Source organism: Nonomuraea sp. NPDC048826, from assembly GCF_043198225.1.
GTDB lineage: Bacteria > Actinomycetota > Actinomycetes > Streptosporangiales > Streptosporangiaceae > Nonomuraea.
This window is the reverse complement of record NZ_JBICUQ010000008.1, coordinates 1-26,361: the sequence shown is the minus strand read 5'-3', so window position 1 is coordinate 26,361 and position 26,361 is coordinate 1. Positions and strand designations below refer to the sequence as shown.

26 protein-coding genes are annotated in these 26,361 nt (G+C 72.6%); 14 read left to right on the top strand and 12 right to left on the bottom strand.

What is annotated here, in order from left to right:
- Positions 1–64: 64 nt before the first annotated feature.
- From ACGFI7_RS27730 to ACGFI7_RS27705, 6 genes are all read right to left on the bottom strand, one after another.
- Complete coding sequence (locus ACGFI7_RS27730) at positions 65–1,468, bottom strand: hypothetical protein (RefSeq protein WP_393409608.1); 1,404 nt, start codon at positions 1,466–1,468, stop codon at positions 65–67.
- 100 nt (positions 1,469–1,568) lie between these two features.
- Positions 1,569–2,720, bottom strand: a complete 1,152-nt coding sequence (locus ACGFI7_RS27725) for a PucR family transcriptional regulator (protein WP_393409607.1) — start codon at positions 2,718–2,720, stop codon at positions 1,569–1,571.
- A 39-nt stretch (positions 2,721–2,759) separates the two neighbouring features.
- Positions 2,760–4,040: a Na+/H+ antiporter NhaA gene (nhaA, locus tag ACGFI7_RS27720; RefSeq protein ID WP_393409605.1), complete on the bottom strand. Its 1,281-nt coding sequence runs from the start codon at positions 4,038–4,040 to the stop codon at positions 2,760–2,762.
- 120 nt (positions 4,041–4,160) lie between these two features.
- Positions 4,161–6,599, bottom strand: a complete 2,439-nt coding sequence (locus ACGFI7_RS27715; RefSeq protein WP_393409604.1) for a PEP/pyruvate-binding domain-containing protein — start codon at positions 6,597–6,599, stop codon at positions 4,161–4,163.
- Between the two features lie 68 nt (positions 6,600–6,667).
- Complete coding sequence (locus ACGFI7_RS27710) at positions 6,668–7,828, bottom strand: zinc-dependent alcohol dehydrogenase (RefSeq protein ID WP_393409603.1); 1,161 nt, start codon at positions 7,826–7,828, stop codon at positions 6,668–6,670.
- Between the two features lie 20 nt (positions 7,829–7,848).
- On the bottom strand, positions 7,849–8,304 hold the full coding sequence (locus ACGFI7_RS27705) for a hypothetical protein (RefSeq protein WP_393409602.1): 456 nt from the start codon (positions 8,302–8,304) through the stop codon (positions 7,849–7,851).
- Between the two features lie 136 nt (positions 8,305–8,440).
- Here ACGFI7_RS27705 and ACGFI7_RS27700 point away from each other — a divergent pair, with 136 nt between their 5' ends.
- From ACGFI7_RS27700 to ACGFI7_RS27690, 3 genes are read left to right on the top strand one after another with little or no spacing between them, the layout of a single operon-like run.
- Positions 8,441–9,589, top strand: a complete 1,149-nt coding sequence (locus ACGFI7_RS27700; RefSeq protein ID WP_393409600.1) for a glutamate--cysteine ligase — start codon at positions 8,441–8,443, stop codon at positions 9,587–9,589.
- 7 nt (positions 9,590–9,596) lie between these two features.
- Positions 9,597–10,082 carry a DUF2243 domain-containing protein gene (locus ACGFI7_RS27695; RefSeq protein WP_393409599.1) on the top strand — a complete coding sequence of 162 codons (486 nt, stop codon included), beginning with the start codon at positions 9,597–9,599 and terminating at the stop codon, positions 10,080–10,082.
- The gene (locus ACGFI7_RS27690; RefSeq protein WP_393409598.1) at positions 10,079–10,870 is read left to right on the top strand and encodes a cytochrome c oxidase assembly protein; all 792 of its coding nucleotides are present in this window, start codon (positions 10,079–10,081) and stop codon (positions 10,868–10,870) included. The genes ACGFI7_RS27695 and ACGFI7_RS27690 overlap by 4 nt, the downstream gene beginning before the upstream one ends.
- Before the next feature lie 10 nt (positions 10,871–10,880).
- On the opposite strand, the gene ACGFI7_RS27685 is transcribed toward ACGFI7_RS27690, so the two are convergent.
- Both ACGFI7_RS27685 and ACGFI7_RS27680 read right to left on the bottom strand, forming a co-directional pair.
- Positions 10,881–11,912 (bottom strand): glycosyltransferase family 9 protein, encoded by a 1,032-nt coding sequence (locus ACGFI7_RS27685; protein ID WP_393409597.1) that lies wholly within the window; start codon positions 11,910–11,912, stop codon positions 10,881–10,883.
- A 22-nt stretch (positions 11,913–11,934) separates the two neighbouring features.
- Positions 11,935–12,942 (bottom strand): TerC/Alx family metal homeostasis membrane protein, encoded by a 1,008-nt coding sequence (locus ACGFI7_RS27680; RefSeq protein WP_393409596.1) that lies wholly within the window; start codon positions 12,940–12,942, stop codon positions 11,935–11,937.
- 201 nt (positions 12,943–13,143) lie between these two features.
- On the opposite strand from ACGFI7_RS27680, the gene ACGFI7_RS27675 reads away from it, so the two are divergent.
- Together ACGFI7_RS27675 and ACGFI7_RS27670 are read left to right on the top strand one after the other, a co-directional pair.
- A complete protein-coding gene (locus ACGFI7_RS27675) occupies positions 13,144–13,776 on the top strand; it encodes a pyridoxamine 5'-phosphate oxidase family protein (RefSeq protein ID WP_393409595.1) in 633 nt (210 codons plus the stop codon).
- A gap of 133 nt (positions 13,777–13,909) precedes the next feature.
- Positions 13,910–14,767 (top strand): hypothetical protein, encoded by an 858-nt coding sequence (locus ACGFI7_RS27670; RefSeq protein ID WP_393409593.1) that lies wholly within the window; start codon positions 13,910–13,912, stop codon positions 14,765–14,767.
- A 25-nt stretch (positions 14,768–14,792) separates the two neighbouring features.
- Here ACGFI7_RS27670 and ACGFI7_RS27665 read toward each other — a convergent pair whose 3' ends face one another.
- Entirely contained in the window at positions 14,793–15,755 is a 963-nt protein-coding gene (locus ACGFI7_RS27665; RefSeq protein ID WP_393409591.1) for a peptidoglycan DD-metalloendopeptidase family protein, read from the bottom strand.
- A gap of 134 nt (positions 15,756–15,889) precedes the next feature.
- Between ACGFI7_RS27665 and ACGFI7_RS27660 the strand changes: the two genes are divergently transcribed.
- The 4 genes from ACGFI7_RS27660 (at position 15,890) to ACGFI7_RS27645 (ending at position 17,855) form a co-directional block, all read left to right on the top strand.
- Complete coding sequence (locus ACGFI7_RS27660; RefSeq protein ID WP_393409590.1) at positions 15,890–16,222, top strand: hypothetical protein; 333 nt, start codon at positions 15,890–15,892, stop codon at positions 16,220–16,222.
- 80 nt (positions 16,223–16,302) lie between these two features.
- Positions 16,303–16,629, top strand: a complete 327-nt coding sequence (locus tag ACGFI7_RS27655; protein ID WP_393409589.1) for a helix-turn-helix transcriptional regulator — start codon at positions 16,303–16,305, stop codon at positions 16,627–16,629.
- Positions 16,630–16,662: 33 nt separating this feature from the next.
- Positions 16,663–17,544, top strand: coding sequence for a ketopantoate reductase family protein (locus tag ACGFI7_RS27650; RefSeq protein ID WP_393409588.1), 882 nt, complete (start codon positions 16,663–16,665; stop codon positions 17,542–17,544).
- Positions 17,541–17,855, top strand: coding sequence for an ArsR/SmtB family transcription factor (locus ACGFI7_RS27645; protein ID WP_393409587.1), 315 nt, complete (start codon positions 17,541–17,543; stop codon positions 17,853–17,855). The genes ACGFI7_RS27650 and ACGFI7_RS27645 overlap by 4 nt, the downstream gene beginning before the upstream one ends.
- A 21-nt stretch (positions 17,856–17,876) precedes the next feature.
- Here the strand turns inward: ACGFI7_RS27645 and ACGFI7_RS27640 are convergent, their stop codons facing one another.
- Together ACGFI7_RS27640 and ACGFI7_RS27635 are read right to left on the bottom strand one after the other, a co-directional pair.
- On the bottom strand, positions 17,877–18,533 hold the full coding sequence (locus ACGFI7_RS27640; protein ID WP_393409586.1) for a M15 family metallopeptidase: 657 nt from the start codon (positions 18,531–18,533) through the stop codon (positions 17,877–17,879).
- A gap of 95 nt (positions 18,534–18,628) precedes the next feature.
- On the bottom strand, positions 18,629–21,643 hold the full coding sequence (locus ACGFI7_RS27635; protein ID WP_393409585.1) for a BTAD domain-containing putative transcriptional regulator: 3,015 nt from the start codon (positions 21,641–21,643) through the stop codon (positions 18,629–18,631).
- Between the two features lie 95 nt (positions 21,644–21,738).
- Between ACGFI7_RS27635 and ACGFI7_RS27630 the strand changes: the two genes are divergently transcribed.
- Complete coding sequence (locus ACGFI7_RS27630) at positions 21,739–23,325, top strand: FG-GAP-like repeat-containing protein (RefSeq protein ID WP_393409584.1); 1,587 nt, start codon at positions 21,739–21,741, stop codon at positions 23,323–23,325.
- Between the two features lie 32 nt (positions 23,326–23,357).
- A complete protein-coding gene (locus tag ACGFI7_RS27625) occupies positions 23,358–24,920 on the top strand; it encodes an FG-GAP repeat domain-containing protein (RefSeq protein ID WP_393409583.1) in 1,563 nt (520 codons plus the stop codon).
- Between the two features lie 99 nt (positions 24,921–25,019).
- On the opposite strand, the gene ACGFI7_RS27620 is transcribed toward ACGFI7_RS27625, so the two are convergent.
- Positions 25,020–25,256: a winged helix-turn-helix transcriptional regulator gene (locus ACGFI7_RS27620; RefSeq protein ID WP_393410523.1), complete on the bottom strand. Its 237-nt coding sequence runs from the start codon at positions 25,254–25,256 to the stop codon at positions 25,020–25,022.
- Between ACGFI7_RS27620 and ACGFI7_RS27615 the strand changes: the two genes are divergently transcribed.
- The 3 genes from ACGFI7_RS27615 to ACGFI7_RS27605 all read left to right on the top strand — a co-directional run.
- Positions 25,248–25,877 (top strand): NUDIX hydrolase, encoded by a 630-nt coding sequence (locus tag ACGFI7_RS27615; RefSeq protein ID WP_393409582.1) that lies wholly within the window; start codon positions 25,248–25,250, stop codon positions 25,875–25,877. The genes ACGFI7_RS27620 and ACGFI7_RS27615 overlap by 9 nt on opposite strands.
- 93 nt (positions 25,878–25,970) lie before the next feature.
- Positions 25,971–26,096 (top strand): hypothetical protein, encoded by a 126-nt coding sequence (locus tag ACGFI7_RS27610; protein WP_393409581.1) that lies wholly within the window; start codon positions 25,971–25,973, stop codon positions 26,094–26,096.
- Positions 26,093–26,361: CBS domain-containing protein (locus tag ACGFI7_RS27605; protein ID WP_393409580.1), on the top strand; the 269-nt coding region annotated here is incomplete at its 3' end. The genes ACGFI7_RS27610 and ACGFI7_RS27605, both read left to right, overlap by 4 nt.

The window sequence follows — 26,361 nt, the reverse complement described above, 5'->3', positions numbered from 1 at the left end:
AGGGTTGCGGAAAGGGGCATGAAAGCCAAATTACCGGCCGATGATCTCGGTGTCGCGTCGGCTGTCATCCCCCGTACAACGCGGCCAGGCGCCGGCGGAGGTCGGCGCCGTAGTTCTCGTGGTAGACCTGGGCGGAGCAGTAGACAGGGCCGCCGTCGCGCGACAGACCGGCGGTCCAGGTGGCGGCGTTCTCCACGCCGGGGTCGCTCATCTCGATGCCGGTCAGGGTGATGTCGTCCACGCTCGCGTCGACGGAGTAGTTGGTCACGCCCTTCAGCTCGGCCAGCCGCCACTGCAGCTTCGCGCTGCTCCGCCCGGCCAGCGCGGCCGTCAGGTCGACCGTGACCTTGGCCCACGTGCCCTTCGCGTCGGCGGCGACGTCCCGCCGCCACACGACCTTCCCGTCGGCGAGGAGCTGCTTCTGGTGGTAGCCGGCCGGGCTCTCGGAGCCGCGGGTGTCCCGGTGCCAGAAGGCCACCGTGCGCCTGGCCGCGCCGGACGCCGGGCGCACCGTGCGCTCGGCGCCGCACCACATGTCGGCCTTGGTGACCGTACGGGACTCGACGACGAAGCTCAGCCGCCCGTCGCCGGTGCGCGACAGGTCGTCGGCCGCGGGGCGCGTCCAGTTGGCGTCGCGCGGCACGAGCGGCAGCTTGTACTGGATGACGCCCGCGAGCTCGCCCGCCCGGACGTGGCCGAGTGCCCGCTCCGTGACCGTCCCGACGTACGCGACGGTCGGCTTCTGCTCGGCGTGGCTCAGCGGGTGGGCGTACGGCATGAGGTGGATCTCCTTGCCGGGCAGCCGCCGGGCGAGCTGCTTGACCTGGTAGGAGAGGCTCCACGTCCACGAGGTGTCGCGGTGCGGCGAGTCCCGGAAGGGGAAGATCACGCCGTCCAGGAGCGGCACCTGGTCAGCGACGAAGCGGTCGGTGAACTGGCTGTAGTAGACGGTCGGGACGAACTTGAAGGCCGGGTTGACCGCCTTGGCGGCCGCCCGCATCTGCCCGACGTAGGCCGGGGTGAACGTCGACAGGTCGTGGGCGTAGTCGTCCACGGTCCAGGCGACCAGGTTCGGGTGGCTCTTGGAGAGCGTGGCCAGCTCGCGGGACCAGGCCACGTAGTCGTGCCGGTACGGGCGCGACACGCAGCACGTCTGCTGGCTCGGCGCGTACACCATCACCCACACCTCGATCCCGGCCTTCGCGGCGGCCGGCAGGAACTCCTCGCGCAGGTCCTCCCAGTGCACGTTGTCCCCGGCCATCGGATAGACGTACGTGTTCGCGTTGACCGCCTCCAGGGCCGCGATCATCGCCTTGGTGTCCATGTGCCTGATCCCGTCCTGGCGCGGTTCCTCCTCCCGTACGAGATTCCCTTCCGTCCCCAGCACGCCGGGGACGTCGGCGTGGGACACACCGGGGAGGAGCGCCACCAGCAAGGCGGCAAGGGTCATCAGGACGAGACGGGCCACGGGATTCCTTCGGACGATCGGACAGACCGGGCCCGTCAGCGTAGTTTCGAGCGGTATGCCGCCGGTATGCCGGTCAGCTCACCCGCGGCGCGTCGGTGGGTTACGTCTCTGGCCAGCCCAGCAGGCGTGCGCCGAGGGTGGCCGTCTCCAGGGCGTGCCGCTGGATGGGACGGCTCAGGTCGTAGCCGGTGAGCCGCTGGATCCGGTCGAGGCGGTAGGTCACCGTGCGGACGCCCACGTGCAGGCGCGTCGCCGTGGCGGTGGCGACGCCGCCGCTGGCGAAGTAGGCGAACAGCGTCTCCAGCAGGGTGGCCGGGCCTCCCCTGGCGGCCCGGAGCGGCCCGAGCACGGCCTCGACGAGCTCGCGGATGGCCGCCTCGTCGCGCAGCAGCACTTGCAGGACGAGCAGTTCGGACGCGTACAGCACCTCCTGCTCCAGCTCCAGGCGGCGGCCGAGCGCCACCACGCTCCGCGCCTCATCGAAGGAGCGCGCCACTCCCCCGGGCCCTTCGTGGGCGCGGCCGACCCCGACGCGCAGCGGCGCGCCCGGCCCCAGCGCCTGCCGCACGCGCGTGGCGAACGCCTCGCTCACCCCGCTCGCGCGCGGCGGGGCCACGCACACCAGCAGGCCGTCCTTCGTGGCGACCAGGATGTCGCCGGCCCCGAACGCGGACAGCAGCGCGGCCTCCACGTGGCGGGCGACCGGGCCGGCGTCCTGGAAGGGCCGGTCGGTCCGCGCGACGCAGACGAGGTGGGCGGCCGCCAGGCGCAGCCCGAAGCGGGCCGCGCGTTCAGCCACGGCGCCGCGGTCGCCGCTGCCCTGGAGCAGGTCGTCGACGAACTCCCGGCGTACGGCCTCCTCCCGGCGGATCTCCAGCCGCTGGGCCGCCTCGTACCCCTCCACCAGCGCGCCGACCGACCGGTCCGCGGCTCTGAAGATCGCCTCTCCCGCGGACCGCAGTTCCTGCGCCCGTCTCGCGCCGACGATCCCCGGCAGCACCGGCCAGGCCAGCCAGGTGGCGCTCAGGTGGACGTCGATGACCGCGCGCAGCGGGATGCCGTCGCGCGCGGCCGTCTCACCGCACTCGCGCATGCGGGCCAGCGCCGCGCCGCCGAGGTGTCCCAGGGTCCGGCTCACCTCGGCCAGCAGGGGCAGGTACTCGCCGAGCCACCGGGCGGGCACGCCGCCCGCGTCCGCGCTGGCGCGGGCGGCGATGTCCTCGAGGTCGAAGCCGGGTACGTGGTCGCTCACAGGGGCGATTCTGCCCCGAGGGCCCGGTGACCGGGCACGTCACCCGCGCGTCACGGCGTACGCGTCGTCCGGGACGCGGTCGTCGGCCTCGGCCTCGCTCATCCGCCGGTAGGCGCGGTCGCGCAGGCGCAGGATCACCCCGGCCAGCAGGGCGGCGGCGCAGGACCCGGCCAGCACCGCGAGCTTGACGTGGTCGCCGCCGGTCCCGAAGGCCAGCTCGCCGATGAGCAACGACACCGTGAACCCGATCCCGGCCAGGATCGACAGGCCGAGCACGTCGAGCCAGGTCAAGCCTTCGGCGAGCCGGGCGCGGGTGAACCGGGCCACCAGCCAGGTGGCGGCCATGATGCCGAGCGGCTTGCCGGCGACGAGGCCGATCATGACCCCCACGGCGACCGGGTCGGTGAGCGCGGCGCCGAGGCCGTCCAGCCCGCCCAGGTGCACCCCCGCCGCGAAGAACGCGAACAGCGGCACGGCCACCCCCGCCGACAGGGGCCGGAAGCGGTGCTCGAAGTGCTCGGCCAGACCGGTGTCACCGCCCGGCCCGCCGCCGACGACGGGCACCGCGAAGGCCAGGAGCACGCCCGCGACCGTGGCGTGCACCCCGGAGGCGTGCACCAGCGCCCAGACGGCGAACGCCAGGGGCAGCAGCGCCCACCAGGCGCGGACCCCGCGCCGCACCAGCACCGTGAAGACCGCCAGCGGCACCAGGGCGGCGAGCAGCGGGACGGGTGCGAGGTGTCCGGTGTAGAAGACGGCGATGATGACGATGGCCAGGAGGTCGTCGACCACGGCCAGGGTGAGCAGGAAGGTGCGCAGCGCCGGCGGCAGGAACCTGCCGATGACCGCGAGCACGGCCAGCGCGAAGGCGATGTCGGTGGCCGTCGGGATCGCCCAGCCCGCCGCGGCCCCGGCGACGTGCCGGGTGGCCAGCAGGTAGAGCGCGGCCGGCACGACGACCCCGCCCAGCGCGGCGGCGACCGGCACCGCCGCACGGCTGATCCGGCGCAGGTCGCCCGCGACGAACTCGCGCTTCAGCTCCAGCCCGGCGACGAAGAAGAAGACGGCCAGCAGCCCGTCGGCCGCCCAGGTCGCCAGGTCCAGGCTCAGGTGCAGGGAGGCGGGGCCGACGGTGAGACCGCGCAGCGACTCGTACATTCCCGACCAGGGCGAGTTCGCCCACACCAGGGCCAGTGCGGCGGCGCCGAGCAGGAGCGCGCCCCCCACGGTCTCCTTGCGCAGGATGCCGGCGACACGCCGGGCCTCGGCCCACGAGCCGCGGCTGAAGAGTCGTGGCACGCGTGGTCCGGCGTCCGTCATGGCCCTCCCCGATGAGACTGGATCGTCCCTTCGATGCTGGTGGGCGGGGGGTACCGCGGACAAGGACAGCGGGCCGCAGCGTTCGGGGGCGAACCTTGCCGGTGACCGGCAAGGTGGGCGTCAGCCGTCCTGCTCGATGCGCACCGTGCCCGCCGCCCCGTCGATGGTGATCAGCTGGCCGGTGCGGATCTCGGTGGTGGCGTCGCGGACGCAGATGACGGCCGGGATGCCGTACTCCCTGGCGACGGTGGGGCCGTGCGCGATCGGGGAACCGGTCTCGGTCACCAGCCCGGCCGTGGTCAGGAACAGCGGGGTCCAGCCGGGGTCCGTCGTGGGGGCCACGAGGATCTCGCCCGGCTCGATCCGCGCGCCGGCGGGGTCGCGGATCACCCGCGCCCTGCCGGTGGCCCGGCCCGCGGCCCCCGCCATGCCGGTCAGCACCCCGTCGCCGGCGGGCTCCTTCGGGGCGAGCGTCTCCACGTCGGTCCCGTCGGACAGCAGGGCGCCGGGGACGGTGTGCCGGCGCAGCTCCCGTTCGTACGCGGCGCGGCGCGCCGCGACCAGGTCGCGGTGATCGGCGCCGTGGAGCACCGCGGACAGGGCCTCGGGCAGGTCGAGGAACATGATGTCGGCGCCGCTTGCCAGCAGGCCGCGCGCGGCCAGGTCGTCCCCGATCAGCAGCAGCTCGCGGCGGGCCGACCGCAGCGCCGGCAGCCAGGCGAACTTGCCCATCTCCCGGAGCCCGGTGAGCTTGCGGGAGCGGCGCATGAGGAACACCGCGAGCCGGCCGGTGACCGGCCTCTCGCGCCGCGCCCGGCGGGCCAGCGTGTCGATCATCCGTTCCGCCTTCTCCGCGGCCTGCCGGAACCGCCGGTCGGGCGCCTGGGCGGGGTCGTCGACGCGGAGGTAGTTGGCGATCGTGGCGAACAGCGGGGCCGGGTCCTCGTCCCAGCGGGGCATGCCGACGTCGATCTCGGCCGCGGCCCGCATGCCGTACCTGTCGAGGAAGCCGGCCATCCCGATGTCCGGCAGGTCACCCGCCTGATAGCGGGCGGCGAGTTCCTCCGGCGGCGGGCCGAGGAACAGGTCGCGGTGCTCCCGCGCCCGTTCGGCGACTTTCCAGAGGGCCAGGTCCATCTCGGTGGTGACGTTGTGCGGCATCCCGCCGAGCACGACGTCCAGTTCGTCCCGCGTGGCGACGCCGTCGAGCAGCCCCGCCGGGGCCGTGCCGACGAGCATCCCGGTGATCAGCGGCCACATCATCCCCATCATGTCGCGGCTCATGATCGCGCGGTGGGAGTCCTGGATCACCCAGCGGAGCCGCTCGGCCGCCGTGGCCGGGCCGGCGGGCGCTTCCGCTCGGCGCCTGATCGCGTCGAGGGCGCGGTAGGCCCTGAGCCGGGCGGCGTCCGGCCTGGCCAGGCTCGCGGCGATGCCCGCGACCGCCGCGGGGGCCAGCCGGAGCGTCATCTTGACGGCGCTGCGCAGGCGGAACGGCAGACCGCCGCGCGGCGCGAACCGCGGGTCGTCCAGCATGCGTTCCACCGCGCCCTGCACGCGCGGCCCGTACACCTCCAGGGAGGTCCCGAGGTTTCCCCGGGTGACCTCGCTGCGGACGAAGTCGGTCAGGTCGAAGTAGAGCCGCCCGCCGATGGGGATCAGCCGGGGCAGCGGGTCACGCGGGTCGACCCGCGCGCCCACCGAGCGGAACCATTGGCCCCCGGCCATCTTGAGCAGCGAGACCCCCATCGGCGTCATCGGCCTGAGCATGCCCTGGAGGTGACCGAACTCCAGGTAGAGCCGTAGGTCACCGGTGTCGGGCGGGGCCGGGAACAGGGTGGTGACCGGCCGCGACTGCAGCAGCCAGAGCGTGCCGTCCGCGTCGATCGCCCACTCGGCGTCCTGGGGCGCGCCGAAGTGATCCTGCAGCCGCCGCCCTGCGTCGCGGAGCTCGGTGAGCTGCTCGCGGCCGAGGCAGCCGCCGCCGCCGTCGGGGACGGGCCCGCGGTGGCCGAGGACGTGGTGGTCGGGGACGACGGTGCCCTCGACCACGGCGGTGCCCAGGCCAGGGGCGGCGTCCACGACCATCTCGGCGCGGCAGCCGGTGATCGGGTTCGCGGTGAACAGGACCCCGGCGACCACCGGGTCGACCATGCGCTGCACCACCACGGCCATGGCGGCGTCGGCGATGCCCGCCGCGGCCCGGTAGGCGACGGCGCGCTCGGTGTGCAGCGAGTCCCAGCAGGCGCGGACCGCGTCGATCAGCGGGCCGGCGCCCTCGACGTTGAGGAAGGTGTCCTGCTGGCCGGCGAAGCTGGCTTCGGGCAGGTCCTCGGCGGTGGCGCTGGACCGGACGGCCACCCGCCCGCCGCCGAGCCGCTCGTACGCGTCGAGCAGCTCGTTCTCCGGCAGGCGGCGGGCGACGTAGGAATCCACCGTCAGGCAGAAGCCGCCGGGGACGCGCTCACCCGCCCTGATCAGCTCGCCGAGCCCGGCGGCCTTGCCGCCGACCTGCTCGATCATGTCCGCGTGCACGTCGGCGAGGTCGACGATCGTCATCTCGCATCCTTCCGGCGCCCGACGACTCCGAGCCTACGTCCCGGGAGGGCGACCGGCGCCGGATCCGATCAGTTCACCGGCACGCCGTCCGGATGGAACACCGCGCGGACGCAGCCGTCCTCCTTCCGCTTGAACAGCTCGTAGCCCTTCGGGCCGTCCTCCAGGCTCAGCGGGTGGGTGAGCAGGTGCGAGGCGTCGATCTCGCCCTGGCCCATCAGGTCGAGGATCATCGGGATGTAGCGGTGGCCGTGCTGCTGCGCGCCGCGCAGCGTCAGGCCCTTGTTCATGACCGCGCCCATCGGGAACTTGTCGACCAGGCCGAGATAGACGCCCAGCACGGAGACGGTGCCGCCCTTGCGGCAGGCGTGGATCGCCTGGCGCAGCGAGAGGCCGCGGTCGGTCTGCAGGCGCAGCGCCTGCTTGGCGCGGTCGTAGCCGTACTGCGCGCCGGTGCCGTGGCTCTCCATGCCGACGGCCTCGATGCAGACGTCCGGTCCGCGCCCGCCGGTCAGCTCCTTGAGCGCGTCCAGCACGTCCACCCGCTCGTAGTCGAGCGTCTCGGCGCCGATGGCGGCGGCCATGGCCAGCCGTTCCGGGAAGCGGTCGACGACGATCACGCGCTCGGCGCCCATCCGCAGCGACGCCAGGGCGGCCATCTGGCCGACGCCGCCGGCGCCCCAGACGGCGACCACGTCGCCGGGGCCCACCTGGCCGAGGTCGGCCCCCATCCAGCCGGTCGGCACCGCGTCCGAGGCGAACACGGCACTGGCGTCGGGCACGCCGCCGGGCACCGGGAACGCGTTGACGTCGGCGTACGGGACGCGGATGTACTCGGCGTGGCTGCCGGCGAAGCCGCCCAGCGCGTGCGAGTAGCCGAAGATCCCGGCGGTGGCGTGGCCGTTCAGCTTCTCCAGGAAGCCGGGGTTGGGGTTGGTGTTGTCGCACAGCGACCACAGGCCCTCGCGGCAGTAGTGGCAGCGGCCGCACCCGATGATCGAGCAGACCGCGACCCGCTCGCCGACCCGGCGTTCGCGGACGTCCTCGCCCACCTCGACGACCTCGCCGACGAACTCGTGCCCGAGCACGTCCCCGGCCATCATCGTGGGCACGTAGCCGTCGAGCAGGTGCAGGTCGGAGCCGCACACCGAGCTGGCGGTGACCTTGACGACGGCGTCCTGACGGTTGAGTAGCGCCGGGTCGGGGACGTCCTCGACCGCGACCTCGTTCACGCCTGTCCAGCACAGCGCCTTCACCGCGTCCCCCTTCTGGTCAGCTGCCGGAACACCGGCTGTCCGGTCCGCCCGAGCAGCGTGCGATGGCCTTCCGGCTGGCCCTCCACGACGAGGACCTCGCCGGTCTCCAGCATCTGCTTGATCGCGCGTACCTCTTCCCTGGTGGCGCCGTCGGCGGCGGGGACGGCGATCTCGCTGCCCCGCCCGCCCGGGGCGGGGGTGATGCGGACCTCGTGCCGCTCGGCCAGCCGCGCCAGCGCGTCGGGCCGGTCCGGGCCGGTCAGCGTGGCGGGATCGGCCAGGACCGTGACGGCGAACGCGGCGGGCTCCTCCGGCCTCGCCGCGCGCACGATCCGCGCCACCAGCGCGGCGCCTCCGGCGGCGGCCAGACCCGTCAGGAGCAGGGGCTTGCGGCTCCTGGGGCGGGCCTTCTCGTTCCGTCCTTTGCGGGTTGTACGGAATGTCGGCTTCATCCGCCCGCGGCTGCCCGCCCCCGCCGGGGGCAAACTCCGAGCGCAGAGCCGATGTCCGGTGATCGTTGCAGGTGAGAGAGGCCCTTTTCTGGGGAGAGGGGCGGTCGCATGAAGGTACGGGCCGGAGGTGGTTCTGGTGATCGAGGACGGGGAAGTGATCAAGGTCGGGGTCGAGGAGGAGTTCCATGTGGTCTCCCTCGCCACCCGCCGGCTGGCGGGGCGCGCCGAGCAGTTGCTTGAGGGGTTGCCCTCCGGTCGCTTCACCCACGAGTTGCAGCGTTCGATGGTGGAGTCCAACAGCTCGCCGTTCCTGCGGCTGGAGGACCTGGCGCGCGACCTGGGCGAGCTGCGCACGCGGCTGATCCGGCGGGCCGACGAGCTCGGCCTGGGCATCAGCGCGGCGGGCAGCCCTCTCCTGGCAGACCTGGACGAGCTGAAGGTCTCGCCGGATCCCCGGTACGAGCAGATGCTCAGCGACTATCAGCAGCTCACGCGGGAGCAGCTGATCTGCGGCACCCATGTGCACGCGGAGGTGAAGAACCGGGACGAGGCGGTGGCCGTCGCGCACCGGCTGACGCCGTGGCTGCCGCCGCTGCTGGCGCTGTCGGCCAGCTCGCCCTTCTGGGACGGGGCCGACACCGGGTACGCGAGCTACCGCACCCTGGTCTGGCAGCGCTGGCCCACCGCGGGCCCGATGTCGAAGTTCGAGTCCGCCGCCGAGTACGAGCAGATGATCCAGGAGCTCATCCGGTCCGAGGTGATCAGCGACCCGGGGATGCTCTACTTCGACATCCGGCCCTCGGACCACCTGCCCACGGTGGAGCTGCGGATCTGCGACTCGTGCCCGCAGTTGTCGGACATCGTGCTGATCGCGGGGCTGTTCCGGGCGCTGGTGGCCAGGGAGCTGGAGGCGCTCCGCCACGGGGTCGAGCGGGAGGTGCAGCTGGAGGCGGTGCGGGCCGCGACGTGGCAGGCGGCGCGGTCCGGCCTGGAAGGCGAGCTGATCGACCCGGTGGGCGGCGTGCCGCGGCCGGCTCCCGTCGTGATCAGGCGGCTGGTGGAGGGCCTGCGGCCGCAGCTGGAGGAGTCGTCGGACTGGGAGCTCGTCTCCGCGCTGGTCGAGGAGGCGCTGGCCAGGGGCAGCTCGGCCGAGCGCCAGCGCCGGGCCTTCGCCCGGAGGGAGAACCTGACCGACGTGGTGGACCTGCTGCTGGCGGAGACCCGGGCCTGCGCGTGGGACCGGCCCGCGGGCAACTCCCCGCCCTACCGGTCCGCGGCGTCCTGAGGAGGTCATGGGGATGGGATCCGACCGGCCGCACTCGCCGGTGGAGCGCGGCCGGTCGATGACGGCCGCGGCGCTGATCGGGGCGGCGCTGATGGCGGCGGTCGACGAGATCGTCTTCCACCAGCTGCTGGGCTGGCATCACTTCTTCGATCGCGCCACACCGGCCGTCGGCCTGCTGTCGGACGGGCTGCTGCACACCGCCGAACTGCTGGCGCTGGTCGCGGGGTTCGTGCTCTGGGCCGACCTGCGCCGCCGCGGGACGCTGTCCTCCGCGCACGCCCGGGCCGGGCTGCTGCTGGGGGCGGGCGGTTTCCAGCTGTTCGACGGGCTGGTCGACCACAAGGTGCTGCGGCTGCACCAGATCCGCTACGGCGTGCCTGACCTGCTGGTCTACGACCTGCTCTGGAACGGCGCGGCGCTGGCGCTGCTGGCCGCCGGGGCGGTGCTCGCCGTCCGGGCCCGGGCCGTGACCGGTCCGGGGACCGGCCGATGACACCGGGGCACGATCACCACGCGGAGGGGTTGACGGCGGCCTTCTGGCCGGCGGTGGCGCTCTGTGTGGTGGCCGCGCTCTACGTGGCCGCCGCGCGGCGGTTGCGCCGCCGGGGGGACGCGTGGCCGTGGACGTGGCAGGCGGGCTTCCTCGCCGGCGCCGTGCTGCTGCCGGCGGCCTTCGCCGTGCGGGTGCCCGCGGGGCCGTTCACCACGCACATGGCGCAGCACCTGCTGGCCGGGATGCTGGCCCCGGTGCTGCTGGTGACCGGCCGCCCGCTGACGCTGGCCCTGCGCGCGCTGCCTCCGGGCCGGGCGCGGCGCGCCGTCCTGGCCGTGGCGCACGCCCGCCCCGTCGGGTGGCTGGTGTCTCCCCCGGTGGCGGTGGTGCTGAACGTGGGCGGGCTGTGGCTGCTGTACCGCACGCCGCTGCTGGCGGCCACCGCCCATGACGGGTGGCTGCACGCCGCCGTCCACCTGCACGTGGTGGCCGCCGGGACGCTGTACGCCTTCGCCGTGTGCCGGCTCGACCCGGTGCGCCGCCGCTGGAGCCTGCCTTGGCGCGCTGGCGCGTTGCTGGCCGGCGGGGCCGCGCACGCCGTGCTGGCCAAGACGCTGTACGTCACGCCGCCGCCCGGCACCGCGTTCGCGCCCGCGGACCTGCGGAACGGGGCGCAGCTGATGTACTACGGCGGGGACGCGGTCGAGCTGCTCCTGGCGGTGGTCGTCGCCGCCCAGTGGTACGCCGCCGCCGGCCGGGCGCACCGGCGGGCGGTCGCCGCACTCTGACGGCCGTCGTTCACCGCAGCAGGTCCTCGGCCTCCTCCGCCACCGCGTCCACCGGCACGTCGGTCACCCACGGCACATCGTGCGGGCACCGCCCGGGGTACGGTCCGAGCCCGTTCTCGCCGCAGACCGGGCAGGCGGGCGTCCACGACACCACCGGCCGGTGCCGGTGCCGGCTGAGCGGCCCGGCGTTGATCAGGTTGCCGCACCAGTAGATCCCCACCGTCGCGGTGCCCACCGCCGCCGCCAGGTGGCGCGGCCCCGTGTCGTTGGCCACCAGCAGCTCGCACCGCTCGTAGAGGGCCGCAAGCCCGCCCGGGCTCAGCTCCCCGGCGACCGTGACCGCGGGCCGCCGCATCGCCCCGGCCACCCTGGCCACCAGGTCGCGCTCGGCGTCCGAGCCGGTGATCACCACGGGCCGGTCCAGCCGGTCGGCCACCGCCGCGAACCGCTCCGGCGGCCACCGCCGCCGCGGATCGGCGGCCCCCGGGTGGATCGCGACCGCCCCCTCGGGCACCTCGCCAAGCTCCGCGCGGTCCCGGGCCGTCACCGCCAGGCGCGGTTCGATCCGGCCGGGGCGCCCGCCCACCAGCGCCGCCACCTCCAGGTGGCGCACCGTCTCGTGCTGGTGGAAGGCGTAGTGGACCCACCGGTCCAGCGGCGGCGCGTCCGGGGCGCGCAGCCCGGCCGTCAGCCTCGCGCCGAGGCCCAGGACGAACGGGTTGGAGTACCGTCCGCCGCCGTGGATCTGCACGGCCAGGTCGAACCGCAGGTCCCGCAGCCGCGCCAGCAGTCCGTCAGGGGCGCGGTGGCCGTCCTCGGCGGTGGACACCCCGGTGACCGGCGGCAGCGCGATCACCTCGTCCACCGGGCCGGGCCGCCCGGCCAGGAAGCCGGCGTGCCAGTCGCGGGCGAGCAGCGTGAGCGTGGCACCAGGATAGGCGTCCTTGATCGCCTCGATGCCGGGCAGGGCCAGCAGGAAGTCGCCCATCGCGTTGGCGCGCAGCACCGCGATCCGCCGCACCCCGTCGACGTGGTCGGTCACGGTTGCCGGGCTACCCCCGTCCCTAAGACGACAAACCGGACCTGCCGGACAGCGCCTCGTCGCGGCGGTTGGCCCGGAGGCTGGTGAGCGTGACGGTGAGCAGGACCACGACGATGACGCCCAGCGAGGCCAGGGTCGGGATCTCCGGCACCCAGGACCAGATGCCGTGCGCCCAGTGCAGGACGAGCTTGACCCCGATGAACGCCAGGATCAGGGCGAGCCCGTGGTTGAGGTGCCGGAGCTTGGCCAGGGCGCCCTGCAGCACGAAGTAGAGCGCGCGCAGGCCCAGCAGGGCGAAGGCGTTGGTGGCGAAGACGAGGAAGGGATCCTCGGTGACGCCGTAGACGGCGGGCACCGAGTCGACGGCGAACACGATGTCCGTGGCGAAGACGGCCACGATGGCCAGCGCCAGCGGGGTCAGCGCGTACCGGCCGCTCTCCCGTACGAGAAGCCGCGAGCCGCGGTAGTCGTCGGTCACCGGCATGAACCGGCGCACCAGCCGGACCGAGCGCAGGGCGGAGACGTCCACGTTCTGCTCCTGGCCGCTCGCCGCCTCCTTGAAGACCTTCACGGCGGTCGCCACCAGGATGGCGCCGAACAGCAGGAACGCCCACGTGCCGCTCTGCAGCGCGGCCGCGCCGAGCGCGATGAAGACGGCCCGCAGCAGCAGCGCCCCGACGATCCCGTAGAGCAGCACGCGCTGCGCCAGGGCGGGTGGCACCGCGAAGGCGGCCAGCAGCAGCATGAACACGAACAGGTTGTCCACCGACAGCGACTTCTCCACGACGTAACCGGTGAAGAACTCCACCGCCACGGTGGACCCCGCCCACGCCCACAGGCCCGCCCCGAACGCCAGCGGGAGTGCCAGGTAGAACACGGACCAGCCCGCGGCCTCGCGCATCCGCACCTCGTGCGGGCGGCGCGTGACCACGAAGTCGGCCACCAGCAGGACGGCCAGCGCCGCCATGGTGACCGCCCACAACCAGGGCGAGGCGATCGTCTCCAGCGTGACGGCACGCTGAACGGACATGACGGGCATGAGTCCTCCTCGAACGTCGAGCCGTTCGAGGTCTCCTTCGCCCGTGCGGGCGGCCGCCCCGAGGACCATGCCGGAGGTCCGTACTGACCGGGTGCGACGCTTGGGAAGTACTCCCCTCGTCCCCTTACCGTACAAGGCGCGGCAAAGGGTGCCGGATCGTCTCGATGGACGATCTGCCCGTATAGTCGGGTGGTGCCACCTTCTGAGATCCGTACGGTGACGACCGAGGCCGAACTCCGCGAGCTCGTCAAGGAGCCCGCGCGGGCCGCCTGGGACAAGGACATCGCCCAGATCGACGAGCACGCGCGTACGATCATCGCGCACTCCCCGTTCGTGCTACTGGCCACCACCGGCCCCGACGGCACCTGCGACGTCTCCCCCCGCGGCGACCCCGCCGGATCGGTGCTGGTCCTCGACGACCACCGGCTGGCCCTCGCCGACCGGCCGGGCAACCACCGGCTCGACAGCTTCCGCAACGTGCTGCACAACCCCCGCGTCGGGATGCTGTTCCTGGTGCCGGGGATGAACGAGACGCTCCGCGTCAACGGCCGGGCCACCCTCGTGTCGGACGCGCCGTTCTTCGACGACCTGACGGTCCAGGGCAAGCGGCCCCGGCTGGCGATGCTCGTCGAGGTCGAGGAGCTCTACATGCACTGCGCGAAGGCGTTCCTGCGCTCGGCGCTGTGGCAGCCGGAGACCTGGCCGGACCGGAGCACCCTGCCCACCCTCGGCCGGATCGCCAAGGACCACCTGGGGCTCACGCGGGTCTCGGCGGACGCCATCGACGAAGACCTCGCCCTGGACGCCAGGAACAACCGATACTGACACGGCCGCGTCCCCGCCTCGTGTGCTCAGCCGGGGCGGCCGTTCGGCGACGGGATACCCGCAACGAAAGGGTGATCGGCCGCGATGTCGGGCTGTAGGTCTTCACCCCTTTCGACGGTGCGGGAGCGCAGCGATGGTGGATCTCGGTTTCTCCGGGCCCAGCCGGCCGGCCAACGACTACCGGTTCTTCGAGGTGACCGACGGCGACACCCCGAAGATCGAGATGTCGGTCCGGATGGTGTCGATCGACACCCCGGAGAGCCAGTTCGGAGGCAGCCCGCCCACCGCCCAGGCCACCCTCGACCGCACCAGGGAGCGCCTGCGTGACGGCACCTACGACGCCCTGCCCCGCGCGTTACGCGAGTATCTGATCGAACGGATCACGCCGGACGCCGCGCAACGGCACCTGAGCGCCGGCAAGCTGGCCGCCGAGGCCCACAAGAGCATGGTGAACACCCGGCTGAAGCGTCCGGACGGCTCGCAGCGCAGGATGGCCGTCATCGCGACCGGCGAGCTCGTCGAGCAGAACGGGCGGCTGCTGGCCTACACCGCCCCCTGGTTCGCCGGCACGGCGGCCGACCCGCTGCCGCCGCGTGACCATCCCGACCGGCGCACCTTCAACCTCGACCTGGTCGCACTCGGCTGGGCCGCCACCTTCGTGATCTACCCGTCCATCCCCCGGCCCGCCGACCTGGGCCTGCTGCTCTCCGAGGCCGAGAAGGCCTGGCAGGAGCAGCGCGGCGCCTGGGCCCAGTTCGGCTCCGACCTGCTGCTGGGGTATGAGTACCGGGCCTGCGTCAAACTCGGCGCCGTCAGCCTGCCCGATCCCGCGGCCGCGATCGCGGCGGCCTACCAGCGGGTGTGCGTCGACCTGCGCACGCTCACCGAGGTCGGCCTGTTCGGCTACCACGAGGTGCCGCCCGCCCAGCGGCTGTGGATCTGGGCGACCGACCTGGAGCAGGCCCGCGAGGACCTGCCCCTGGCCTGCTGACAGCGAGCCCGCTGCCGGGAGGGGGTCAGCCGAGCGGCACGACCTCTTCGGACGTGAGGCTGGTGTAGAAGCAGCCCGTGGTCGGCAGGCTGCTCGCCGCCGGCGGGGTGGCGCCGTCGTAGAGGGCCAGCAGGAAGTTCTGCGGGCACCGCCGCGTGCTGCCGGTGCGGATGCCGAAGTGCAGGTGCGGGCCGGTCGAGTTGCCGGTGTTGCCGGTCAGCCCGATCTGCTGGCCGGGGTTGACCGCCGCGCCGTTGGAGACCGACCACGACGAGAAGTGGCAGTAGGTGTAGATGGCCCCGTCGGTGCCGGTCAGGTTGATGCCGCGCCCGCACGAGCTGTCGTTGATGACCGTGACGGTGCCGGCGCGCACCGCGTACGCCGGGGTGCCGGTGCCGACCGGCAGGTCGATGGCCGGATAGTCGTGGTGCGGGTCGTCGTACTCAGTGCGCGGCAGCGAGGTGCGCGGAAGCGGCAGTGAGAACGTGACCGCTCCGGTCGACGAGGTGATCCGGACCGCGTCGGCGACGACGTAGCCGGGCTGGCTGGTCCAGCGGCTGACGCCGACCACGTTGTAGTCGCCGGCGGCCAGGGTGAACGTGCCGAGGCTGACCCAGCGGCCGCCGTTGACGCGCTGGTCGACGGCGACGCCGCGGACGCCGCCGGTGGTCGCCACCATGAACGGGGTGGCGCTGTTGTAGCCGGAGTCGGACGGGTACCAGACCTCGACCAGGTGGGCCCCGGCCTCGGCGATGGACGCCTTGAACCAGGCGGCGTCGCTGATGGTGGTGTTGGGGGTGGCGAACCGGTAGTCGGCGCCGTACCGCTGCGCGGACCACGCCGAGGTGCCCCATTCGGCGCTGGCGGCGAACCGGTCGGCGGTGGCATTGTCGACGGTGGTGGTGGCGGCTGCCGCGGGGCTCGCGGGGCCGACCAGCACCAGGGAGACGGCCACGACGGTGGATAACCAGCGGGTGATGAGTTTCATGCTGTTCCCTTGGGGGGTTGAGGGAAAGGCGAGTGAAAGTATTTAACCAACATGTGACCGTCAATGAAAGATATCTACATTTGTCAAATCTGTCCGCCCAGGTCAGAGCCCTACCGGCAGTGGGGAGCGCTCGCATGGAGACGCTGGAACTGATCAACTCGGTGATGCCCTACGTCGTGGGCGCCGTCATAGCCTGGCTGGTCGCCACCGGCCGCATGGGCTACGCGAAGGGGACCATCCAGCGCCCGGATCCCCGTCGGGTCGCCGACGTCCCCGTCCCCGCCGAAGCGCAGGAACGGGCTCGCGAGCTGGCGAAGGCGGGCAAGCGGGTCGCCGCGGTGAAGGAAATCCGCCAGGCGACGGGACTTCCGCTCCAACCCGCGCTCGATGTCGTGGCGGCGCTGCGGCAGGGCATCGTGCTCCCGGTCGAGCCGGGGGAAGCGCGCGATCGGCCGCTGGATCCCTGATGTCCCCTCGAAGATCATCCGCCGGGCGCGTGGCGCGTTCAGGGTCAGGACCTTAGCGTACGATCACGGTGCGGCGGGCCTTGGACTGGTGGGGCGACCACCGCCAGCTGGCCGATGCGCTGCTGGCCGTGATCGCGTGCGCGTTCCTCCTGGTGGACGCCTTCGTCAACCCATCAGCGCGGCCCGCGCCGCACAAGCTGACCTCACGCGAAGCGGACGTGCTCCAACTCGTCGGCCGGACCATGTCGAACCAGCAGATCGCCGATCACCTCCATATCTCCGAGGCCACCGTCAAGACCCACCTCAATCGCCTGATGGCCAAGCTGGACGTGTCGAGCCGCGCTCAGGCGGTGGCCCTGGCCTACTGTCCCTCCACCTCTCGCGGTACGGCCGGGTGTCCCATATGATCCATTTTTCCAAATATTTAGATGGAGTTTCCTATGAAGGTGCTGATCGTCGGGGCCGGGGCTCTCGGGCAGGTCTTCGGGTCCTGGCTGGCGGCGGGCGGGGCGCGGGTGTCCTATCTGGTCAAGCCGGGCCGGGAGAAGTGGGCCGACGGCGGGGCGCCGGTGACCCGGCTGCGGTCCGGGCGGGCGCCGGTGACCGGGCGGCTCGTGCCGTACGAGGTCATGAGCGAGGCCGCGGGGACGTGGGACATGGTGTGGCTCTGCGTGGACTCCGGCGCGCTGCGCGGCGAGACGGTCGCGCGGCTGAGCGGGTCGACCGCCGGGGCGACGATCGTCACGATCGGCCAGGATCTGGATGATCTGGACACACTTGCCCGGCTCTGGCCGAAGGAGCGGATCGTGCAGGCCGCGCCCATGGTGCTGGCCTTCCCCGCGCCGTCCGGCATGACCTACTGGACGCCGCCCGGGGCGGCGACCGGCGTCTCGGGACCGCGGGCGCCCCAGGTCGTCGCCGCGCTGCGCGCCGGGGGCGCGAGGGCCCGGCGGGTCCGGCGCGCGGGCGCGGGCGAGATGACGGCGGCCAGGATGATCCCCTTCATCGCCGCGCTGGAGCAGGCCGGATGGACGCTCCCCCGGCTGGACGGCGCGGCGGCGGCCGGGCGGGAGGCCGTCGCGGTGGTGGCGGCCAGGCACGGCCGCCGCGCCGCGTTGTCGGCCCCGGCCTGGGCCGCGCGCCTGGCGCTGCGCGTGCTGCCCCGGCTGACGCCTTTCGACCTGTGGCCGTACCTGGAGGCGCACTTCACCAAGGTCGGCGCGCAGACCAGGCTGATGCTCGACGGCTGGATCGCCGAGGGCGCCGCCCGCGGCCTGCCGGTCGAGCACCTGAAGGCGCTCCGCGAAGGGCTGAAGCCGTGAGCGGCGACGTGGCCCGGCTGTTCGCGCAGAGCAGGCCGTTGCTGACCGCGCTGGGCGACGAACGCCGGCAGGACGTCATCGTCTTCCTGCTGGAGTCGGCCGGGCCGCGCAACGTCGGCGACATCGCCGCCCGCCTCGGCCTGTCCCAGCCCGCGACCTCCCACCATCTGAAGATCCTGCGCGACGCCGGCTTGCTGACGGTACGGCGGAGCGGCGCCCAGCGCCTGTACGAGCTCGACGCCGCCGCGTACCCGCGGTTGCTGGCCCCGCTGCGCGACCTGGCCGAGACGATCATCACCTGCGCCCACTGACATCCCGGCACCGGGGGACGATCAGCCCGGCCCGTCCGCCGGGCCGTACCGGGCGTGGTGGGCGCCGGAGACGTGCGCCCAGTAGCGGTCCCCGTAGGACCAGTGCCACCACTCGGTGGGGTAGTTCACGAAACCGGCGGCCGACATCGCCGCGCCCAGGGCCTCGCGGTTGCGCCGGGCCTCGGCGCCGATGCCCGGCGCGTCGGTGTGGCAGGCCTCGTCGCTCTCCGGCGGGGTGGCGTTGACCGACGTCCCCATGGGCAGCTCGGTCCCCTCCGTCGTGCACAGGGTGAGGTCCACGGCGCCTCCGGAGGTGTGGGGGGCCACCCCGGGCGGGGAGACGTACCGGCTGGCCTCGGTCCACGTCCGCTCACCGTCCCACTCCGGGTGCGCCGCCGACAGGCGGGCCACGCAGGAGGCGAAGTACCGCTCCTGCAGAGCCATGGGGCGGAAACCCTCGACGACCAGCAGGCGCAGCCCTCGAGGGAGCTGGGTCTGGGCGGCGACCAGGCGGTCGGCGACGCTCTGTCGTACGTGCGCGAACGCGCCGGCGTCGTCGGCCTGGCGCCCGTCCACCCGCACGGACTCCAGCGAACGCAGGTCGACCAGCGGTTCGCCGCATTCCCGCACCGGCACGGCGGCGATCCGTTCATCGGAAAGAAGCACGATCTCAGTCATGGGACCTTCGCAGAAGCAGAGGCGCCTCCGCGTGAGACGCCGGCTCCATCGTGAGACCTGAGGCTCCAAAAGCGCTGTAATCGGATTGAAGCCGCCTATAGCGCGGCGGATTCGCCGTACTCACGGGCGCCGTGCACCCGGAAGATCTCCAGGGCCTCCGCACGCAGGGACGCGGCGAGCGCGTCGTCCCCGAGCGCCTGGTGCGTCAGGGCCAGGTCGCGCAGCGTACGCCCGCGGAACAGGTCGATGCGCAGCGTGTCCCACAACTTCAGGGACTCCTCCAGGTGGTCCTTGGCCTGGTAGAGCCGGCCCTCGGCCAGATACAGCGAGCCCAGCGCGCGCAGGGTGCACGCCTCGCCCCAGCGGTCGCGGATCGTGCGGGAGACCTCGAGCGACTCCCCCAGCAGACGCCGGGCCTCGTCGTGCCGGCCCAGCCGGGTCAGGGTCTTGCCGAGGGCGCGCCTGCAGTAGGCGACCATGAACCGGTCGTCCAGGTCGAGGAAGATCTTCAGCGCGCGTTCGGCCAGCTCCTTCGAGGTGTCCAGCTCCCCGCGGGCGCGGTGGTAGAGCGACTGGTTGCGCAGCACCAGGCCCTCGCCGCGGCGGTTGCCGGCCTCCTGGTACAGCGACAGCGCCGCGGCGAGCGCCGCCTGCGCGGCCGGGAAGTCGCCGCGCTCCAGGTGGACCGTGCCCGCGAGCCGCTTGACGTGGGCGACGGCCTGCGGGTCGGCGAGACCGGCCCACAGCTGTTCAGCTCCGTTCAGGAAGTGCAGCGCCTCGGGCAGGTAGCCCTGCTCGCGGCAGGCGGCGCCGAGCGCGGCCAGGGCCGTGGCCTCCCCGCGGGCGTCCTCGGCGGCGCGGAACAACGACAGCGCCTGGCCCAGGTACTCGCGTGACTCGGCGTACAGGTCGCGCTCGTAGGCGAGCTGGCCCAGCCCGGCCAGCAGCTTGGCCTCGCCGATCGAGTTGTCCATCCGCCGCGCCACCGCCAGGGCGGCCTGATGGGTGCGGTTCCAGGAGGTGAACGGGTTGTCGAAGACGTACTGGCTGCCCTCGAAGGCCACCGACGACAGCGCGGCGGCCAGCTCGACCGCGAGCTCGTCCAGGTCCATCGACGCCGCCAGCTCGACCGCGACGACCAGCGCCTCCTCCTCCTGCCGCATCCAGGCGGGCGGGTCGGCGAGCACCGCCCGCGCCACCTCCTCCGCCAGCGGGTGGACCAGCCCGCCGTCGGCGCGCCGCGGGATCCCCCCGGTCGGCCGTTCGGCGCCGAGCTGCTGCACCAGCCACAGCCAGCCGCCCAGCACCCGGGCGACGGCGGCCTTGCGGACCGGCTCCGGCTCCTCCGCCACCGCCCGTTCCGCGGCGAACAGCCGGATCAGGTCGTGCAGCCGGTACCGGATCCGGCCCGCCGGATCAGGCTCCGTCATGTCCACCAGGGACGCGTCCACGAGCTGTTCCAGCACCTGCTCGGCCTCGTCCAGGCCGGTTTCGGCGGCCGCGGCGGCGCTCCAGACGCTGAAGTGGGGCAGCCCGAGCAGGCCGAGCCGGCGCAGCATGATCCTGGCCGGTTCGGACAGCAGCCGGTAGCTGAGGCCGATGCTCGCGCGCACCTCCTGGTCGCCGACGGCCAGCTCGTCCAGCCTGCGGTGCTCGTCGGCCAGCCGGTCGGCCAGCCGCGCCACCGTCCACTGGCGGCGCGAGGCCAGCCGCGCCCCCGCCACCCGCAGCGCGAGGGGCAGGCCGCCGCACTGGGCGACCACGCGCCAGGCCGCGTCCGGGTCGGCGGCGACCCGGTCCTCGCCGGTGATGCGGGCCAGCAGGTCGAACCCCGACTGCGGGGGCAGCAGGCCGAGGTCGACGAACGCCGCGCCGGCCAGCCCGGCGAGCCGGTTGCGCGAGGTGACGACGACTCCGCAGCCGCAGTCGCCCGGCAGCAGCGGCCGGACCTGGCTCTCGGAGGCCGCGTCCTCCAGCACCACCAGCTTCCTCCGGCCGGCCAGCAGCGTGCGGTAGCGGGCGGTCCGCTCCTCCAGCGTGCCGGGCTGCGGGGTGCCGGGCGGCTCCAACTCACGCAGCAGCCGGCCCAGGACCTCCTCGGGAGTGGCGGGCGTCTCGCTCGTACCGCGTAGTTCGACGTGCAGTTGCCCGTCGGGGTACGTGTCCGCGACCTGGTGGGCGGCCTGCAGGGCCAGCGCCGACTTGCCGGCGCCGCCCTGGCCGGAGATGACGCACAGCGGCATGGCGTCCGGTTTCGTCAGGTGCTCGCACAAGGTGGCCAGCTCGTCGGCGCGGCCGGTGAAGTCCGGTACGGGGGGAGGCAGCTGGCGAGGCAGGCGAGCGGTGGCGGATCTGGCGGCGTGCAGCAGCGCCGGGTCCGAACGCAGGATCGCGGCCTGCACCTGGCGTAACTCGGGGCCGGGTTCGAGGCCCAGCTCGTCGAGCAGGACCCGCCGCCCGTGCTGGTAGACGGCCAGCGCGTCGGACTGCCTGCCCGCTCGGTACAGCGCCAGCATGAGGTCGCGGCGCAGCCGCTCGCGCCCGGGGTGCGACGCGACGAGCTCGCCCAGTTCCTCGATGAGCTGCTCGTCCTGGCCCGCGGCCAGGTCGGCGGCGACCCGCTCCTCGACGACCGCCAGCCGCAGCTCCTCCAGCCTGGCGGCCTCGGCGCGCAGGAAGGAGTCGCCGATCCCGCCCAGCGCGGGCCCGCGCCAGAGCGCGAGCGCCTCCCTGAACAGCTCCCCTGCTCTGAGATGAGCGCCTTCCTTGACCGCCCGGCGCGCCTCGGCGACCCGCCGCTCGAAGACGAGCTTGTCCAGGGACTGCGGCGGCGCCTCGGCCAGGTAGCCCACCCGATGGGACACGATCACGGGCGGCAGTCCGGCGCCGACGAACGCCTTGCGCAGCGAGGCGACGTACGTGTGCAGGATCTGCCGCGCGGTGGACGGCGGGTCCTCGTCCCACACGGCCCCGATCAGCCGCTCTCTGGGCACCACCCGCCCCGCCTCCAGCAGCAGCGCGGCCAGCAGCGCCCGCGGCTTCGCACCGCCGAGCGGCACCTGGCCGCCCTCGCTCCACACCTCCACCGGGCCGAGCAGGCGAAACTCCATCGCTTCTCCTCAGGCTTCGCGTTTCAACGCCTCTGGAGGCTTTTTACAGCCGCCCCCACCATGCTCCCCACCAAGCAAACCCAGAGGAGAACGAGATGAACAGATCATTCGGCGGACTCGTTGCGGCCGGCGCGGCTCTCACCCTTCCCGCCGCCCTCATGCTGACGACGGTCACCGGCCCCGCCGCGGCCGTCGAGCGCAGCCGCATCGTCACGGTCGCCCAGACCGAGATGAACGACGGCGACCGCAACGTCGAACGACCCGCCGGAAGCAACTGCAACTACTACACCGGCGTCTTCCGCACGTGGAAGTCGTCGAGCGGGTGCGGCTCCGGCGACGGCGTCCAGTTCCGCAACAGCGACTGGTGCGCCGACTTCGTCAAGTACGTGTGGCGTCAAGCGGGCGTCCCGCACGCCGACGTGGCCGAGACCTCCGGCGGCGTGCTGACCGGCTGGGCCTCCTCCTTCCGCGACTACGGCACCCGGCACGGCACGTGGCACACCCGATCCAGCGGCTACACCCCGCAGCCCGGCGACGCCGTGGTCTTCGACTGGGACCAGAGCGGCGACATCGACCACGTAGGCGTCGTCACCTCGGCCAACGGCAGCACGGTGTACACGATCGAGGGCAACAGCGGCAACCGCACCAAGGCGAACAGCTACGCCCGCGGCAACGTGGACATCGTCGGCTACAGCTCCCCCGTCGGCGCCGTCACCGTCCCTGACGAGGCGGACGACACGACGGGTGAGGCGGTCGACTTCGACGGCGACCGCAAGCCCGACCTCCTCGGCACCACAGCCGACGGCACCTTACGGCTCTACCGCGGTACCGGCACCGCCGGCCGGCCCTCCGTCGACGGCGGGACCACCATCGGCAGCGGCTGGAACGGCATCAACCGCATCACCGTCGCCGACATCGACAACGACGGCAAGACCGACCTCGTCGGCCGCGACACCGACGGCGGCCTACGCGCCTACCTCAACCAAGGCAACGCCGACTTCTCCGCACCCCCGGTGACGATCGGCACCGGCTGGCACATCATCACCCGCGTCGTCACCGGCGACTTCAACAACGACAACAAGACGGACCTGCTCGGCCAGACCAGCGACGGCACCCTGTACGCCTACCTCAACACCGGCAGCCCCGGCGCACCCAACATCACCACCCGGGTGCTGGTCGGCACCGGCTGGAACGTCATCACCCGCCTGCTCGTGGCCGACATCGACAACGACGGCAAAACCGACCTGGTCGGCCAAGCCACCGACGGGGCGCTGTACGCCTACCTCAACACCGGCGCACCCAACTTCGCCAACCGCGTCCCCATCGGCACCGGCTGGAACACCGTCGGCCTCGTCTCCACCACCGACATCGACGGCGACCGCAAGACCGACCTCCTCGCGCGTGCGAGCGACGGCAACCTCTACGCCTACCTCAACAAGGGCACCACCGGCGCACCCGACATCACCACCACCCGACAGATCGGCACCGGCTGGCACACCATCAACCGCCTCACCCTCGCCGACATGGACAACGACGGCCGCACCGACATCACCGCCCGCTTCACCGACGGCACCCTCAACACCTACCTCGCCAAGGGCAACGCCGGAGCACCCGACATCACCACCACCCACACCATCGGCAGCGGCTGGCACACCATCACCCGCCTCGCCGTCGTCAACTGATCTTCCCTACTGCTGCCGCAAAGGAGACTCCTATGTTCAAGACTGTCGCTCTGACGACCATGACCGCCCTCGCCCTGCTTGCCGCCCCCGCCATGGCCGACCCACGGCCCACCACGGCCTCGGAGGTCAGGGCCGCCTACCAGCTGGCGGCTTGCGACCCCGCGGGCACCACGCCCGCCGACGCCGCCGTGGCCACCCAGCTCAACAGCACGTTGCAGGCCAAGATGCGCGGCTACATGTCCGCGTACCGCGTGTCCTGCGCCCGCATGGTCGTCAAGGCCGCGCGTGACCGCGGGCTGGATCTCCGCGCCGCGGTGATCGCGATCACGACCACGATCGTCGAGACCAGCGTCCAGAACATCAGCGAAGAGGTCGACCACGACAGCCTCGGCCTGTTCCAGCAGCGCGCCTCCTGGGGCAGCCGCGCGCAGCGGCTCAACCCTGTCTGGGCGACCAACGCCTTCCTGGACAAGATGCTCCGCCTCTACCCCGGCAACTCCTGGCAGACCGCGCCCATCGGCGATGTGTGCCAGGCGGTCCAGGTGTCGGCGTACCCGTCCCGCTACCAGACGCAGGCCGCCGACGCGCAGCTCATCGTCAACGCCCTCCTCCCGTACACGGGAGGGGGCGGCGGCCAGGAAGCCGACGACACGACGGGTGAGGCGGTCGACTTCGACGGCGACCGCAAGCCCGACCTGCTCGGCACCACAGCCGACGGAACCTTACGGCTCTACCGCGGTACCGGCACCGCCGGCCGGCCGTCGGTGGACGGCGGGACCACCATCGGCTCCGGCTGGAACGGCATCAACCGCATCACCGTCGCCGACATCGACAACGACGGCAAGAACGACCTCATCGGCCGCGACACCGACGGCGGCCTACGCGCCTACCTCAACCAAGGCGGCGCCGACTTCTCCGCACCCCCGGTGACGATCGGCACCGGCTGGCACATCATCACCCGCGTCGTCACCGGCGACTTCAACAACGACAACAAGACCGACCTGCTCGGCCAGACCAGCGACGGCACCCTGTACGCCTACCTCAACACCGGCAGCCCCGGCGCCCCCAACATCACCACCCGCGTGCTGGTCGGCACCGGCTGGAACGTCATCACCCGCCTCCTCGTCGCTGACATGGACAACGACGGCAAAACCGACCTGATCGGCCAAGCCACCGACGGGGCGCTGTACGCCTACCTCAACACCGGCGCGCCCAACTTCGCCAACCGCGTTCCCATCGGCACCGGCTGGAACACCGTCGGCCTCGTCTCCACCACCGACATCGACGGCGACCGCAAGACCGACCTCCTCGCCCGCGCGAGCGACGGCAACCTCTACGCCTACCTCAACAAGGGCACCACCGGCGCCCCCGACATCACCACCACCCGACAGATCGGCACCGGCTGGCACACCATCAACCGCCTCACCCTCGCCGACATGGACAACGACGGCCGCACCGACATCACCGCCCGCTTCACCGACGGCACCCTCAACACCTACCTCGCCAAGGGCAACCCCGGCACACCCGACATCACCACCACCCACACCATCGGCAGCGGCTGGCACACCATCACCCGCCTCGCCGTCGTCAACTGACCGCCCAGTCCGAGGGCCGAGCCGCACCCGGCTCGGCCCTCACGGCTGCCGAGCAACGGAACGTTCGTCGTCCTTCCACGGCCTGGCCGACGGCGATGCTCAGCACTCAGGATCCTCCCTGCTCAGCGCGTCCGCCCACCGTTCGGACCATTGCGCGAGCGGGCTCAGCGCCTGGTGCACCTCGTCGCCCAGGGGTGTGAGGGCATAGCGGCCGTCGGGTGTCTGGTGCACGATGCGCGCCCCGCCGAACTCGACCAGTCGCTGGCGAAGGACACTGGAGGACATGTCGTCGCAGCGGCGTTGCAGGTCGCGAAAGCCTGACGGGCCGTGTCGCAGCTCCCAGATGATGCGCAGGTTCCAGCGTCTGCCGATCAGGTCGATCAGCCGACGCCGAGAACGTTCTCGCGATCGGTCGGCGATCGATCAAGGTACCTTGAGCCAATGGCCGAAACATCCCATGACAGGCCCGTCATCGAAAGGGACGCGGTCCGACTCGTCGTCCTCGATGTACGCGATCATCTGCTGCTCTTCCATACCCGCGACCCGACGATGCCGGAGAAGGGCACGTGGTGGGAGCTTCCGGGCGGCGGCATCGACGCCGGTGAGGACTATGCCGATGCCGCGATCAGAGAGCTGAAAGAAGAAACCGGCATCCGGATAGACCGCCGCCAGGTCGGCGACCCCACCTGGCGGCGCGACAGCTCGTTCACCTACCGAGGAGCCCGGCGGCTTCAGCATGAGGTCGTCGTATCCGTGCGCCTGGACGTGAGCGGCCCGGACATCGACGGGTCGGAGCGGGTGGACTTCGAGGCCGAGGACTACTTCGACTTCCGATGGTGGTCCATCGCCGAGGTGACCTCCAGCACGGGCCTGTTCTATCCCCGCCGCCTGCCGGAGCTTCTGTCGGCGTTCCTCGCGGAGGAGGTCATCACCGAACCTCTGGAGCTGTGGCCCTGACCAACGGCCGCCTGGTTCGGGACCTTCGGCTCTGAACAACGCCGTCGTCGCGATGTGTGATGAGGACAGGACTCCCCCGGCAGGGAGGCAGCCATGCTCGTCCGTGAGGTCATGCTCGCCCGTCCCGACGACGAGTTGCGCGCCGAGGTCGAGGCCTGCCTGCTCACCCACACCGTGCCCGGCATCGTCCGGGTCAAGCACGTGAGGAGATCGCCATGACCGCCGTCGTCGAGAACGTGATGACCACCGAGGTGGCCGCCGTCAACCAGAACGCCTCCTTCCACACCGTGGCCGAGCTGCTCATCAGCCGGAGCGTCAGCGGGATGCCGGTGCTGGACGACGACAACCGCGTGCTGGGCGTCGTCTCCGAGGCCGACCTCCTGGCCAAGGAGGAGTTCAAGCAGCTCTACTACGGCGACGACTACCGGCCGCCGCTGCGCGCCCGCATCCGTCACACCGCAGGCAGCGAGGGCAGCGGCTACCG

What these genes read in the sequence shown, in the direction of transcription:
- nhaA (WP_393409605.1), bottom strand. Translation starts at nt 4,040, where the DNA reads ATGACGGACGCCGGACCACGCGTGCCACGACTCTTCAGCCGCGGCTCG.
- ACGFI7_RS27715 (WP_393409604.1), bottom strand. Translation starts at nt 6,599, where the DNA reads ATGACGATCGTCGACCTCGCCGACGTGCACGCGGACATGATCGAGCAG.
- ACGFI7_RS27705 (WP_393409602.1), bottom strand. Translation starts at nt 8,304, where the DNA reads ATGAAGCCGACATTCCGTACAACCCGCAAAGGACGGAACGAGAAGGCC.
- ACGFI7_RS27695 (WP_393409599.1), top strand. Translation starts at nt 9,597, where the DNA reads ATGGGGATGGGATCCGACCGGCCGCACTCGCCGGTGGAGCGCGGCCGG.
- ACGFI7_RS27690 (WP_393409598.1), top strand. Translation starts at nt 10,079, where the DNA reads ATGACACCGGGGCACGATCACCACGCGGAGGGGTTGACGGCGGCCTTC.
- ACGFI7_RS27680 (WP_393409596.1), bottom strand. Translation starts at nt 12,942, where the DNA reads ATGTCCGTTCAGCGTGCCGTCACGCTGGAGACGATCGCCTCGCCCTGG.
- ACGFI7_RS27670 (WP_393409593.1), top strand. Translation starts at nt 13,910, where the DNA reads ATGGTGGATCTCGGTTTCTCCGGGCCCAGCCGGCCGGCCAACGACTAC.
- ACGFI7_RS27665 (WP_393409591.1), bottom strand. Translation starts at nt 15,755, where the DNA reads ATGAAACTCATCACCCGCTGGTTATCCACCGTCGTGGCCGTCTCCCTG.
- ACGFI7_RS27660 (WP_393409590.1), top strand. Translation starts at nt 15,890, where the DNA reads ATGGAGACGCTGGAACTGATCAACTCGGTGATGCCCTACGTCGTGGGC.
- ACGFI7_RS27650 (WP_393409588.1), top strand. Translation starts at nt 16,663, where the DNA reads ATGAAGGTGCTGATCGTCGGGGCCGGGGCTCTCGGGCAGGTCTTCGGG.
- ACGFI7_RS27640 (WP_393409586.1), bottom strand. Translation starts at nt 18,533, where the DNA reads ATGACTGAGATCGTGCTTCTTTCCGATGAACGGATCGCCGCCGTGCCG.
- ACGFI7_RS27635 (WP_393409585.1), bottom strand. Translation starts at nt 21,643, where the DNA reads ATGGAGTTTCGCCTGCTCGGCCCGGTGGAGGTGTGGAGCGAGGGCGGC.
- ACGFI7_RS27630 (WP_393409584.1), top strand. Translation starts at nt 21,739, where the DNA reads ATGAACAGATCATTCGGCGGACTCGTTGCGGCCGGCGCGGCTCTCACC.
- ACGFI7_RS27625 (WP_393409583.1), top strand. Translation starts at nt 23,358, where the DNA reads ATGTTCAAGACTGTCGCTCTGACGACCATGACCGCCCTCGCCCTGCTT.
- ACGFI7_RS27610 (WP_393409581.1), top strand. Translation starts at nt 25,971, where the DNA reads ATGCTCGTCCGTGAGGTCATGCTCGCCCGTCCCGACGACGAGTTGCGC.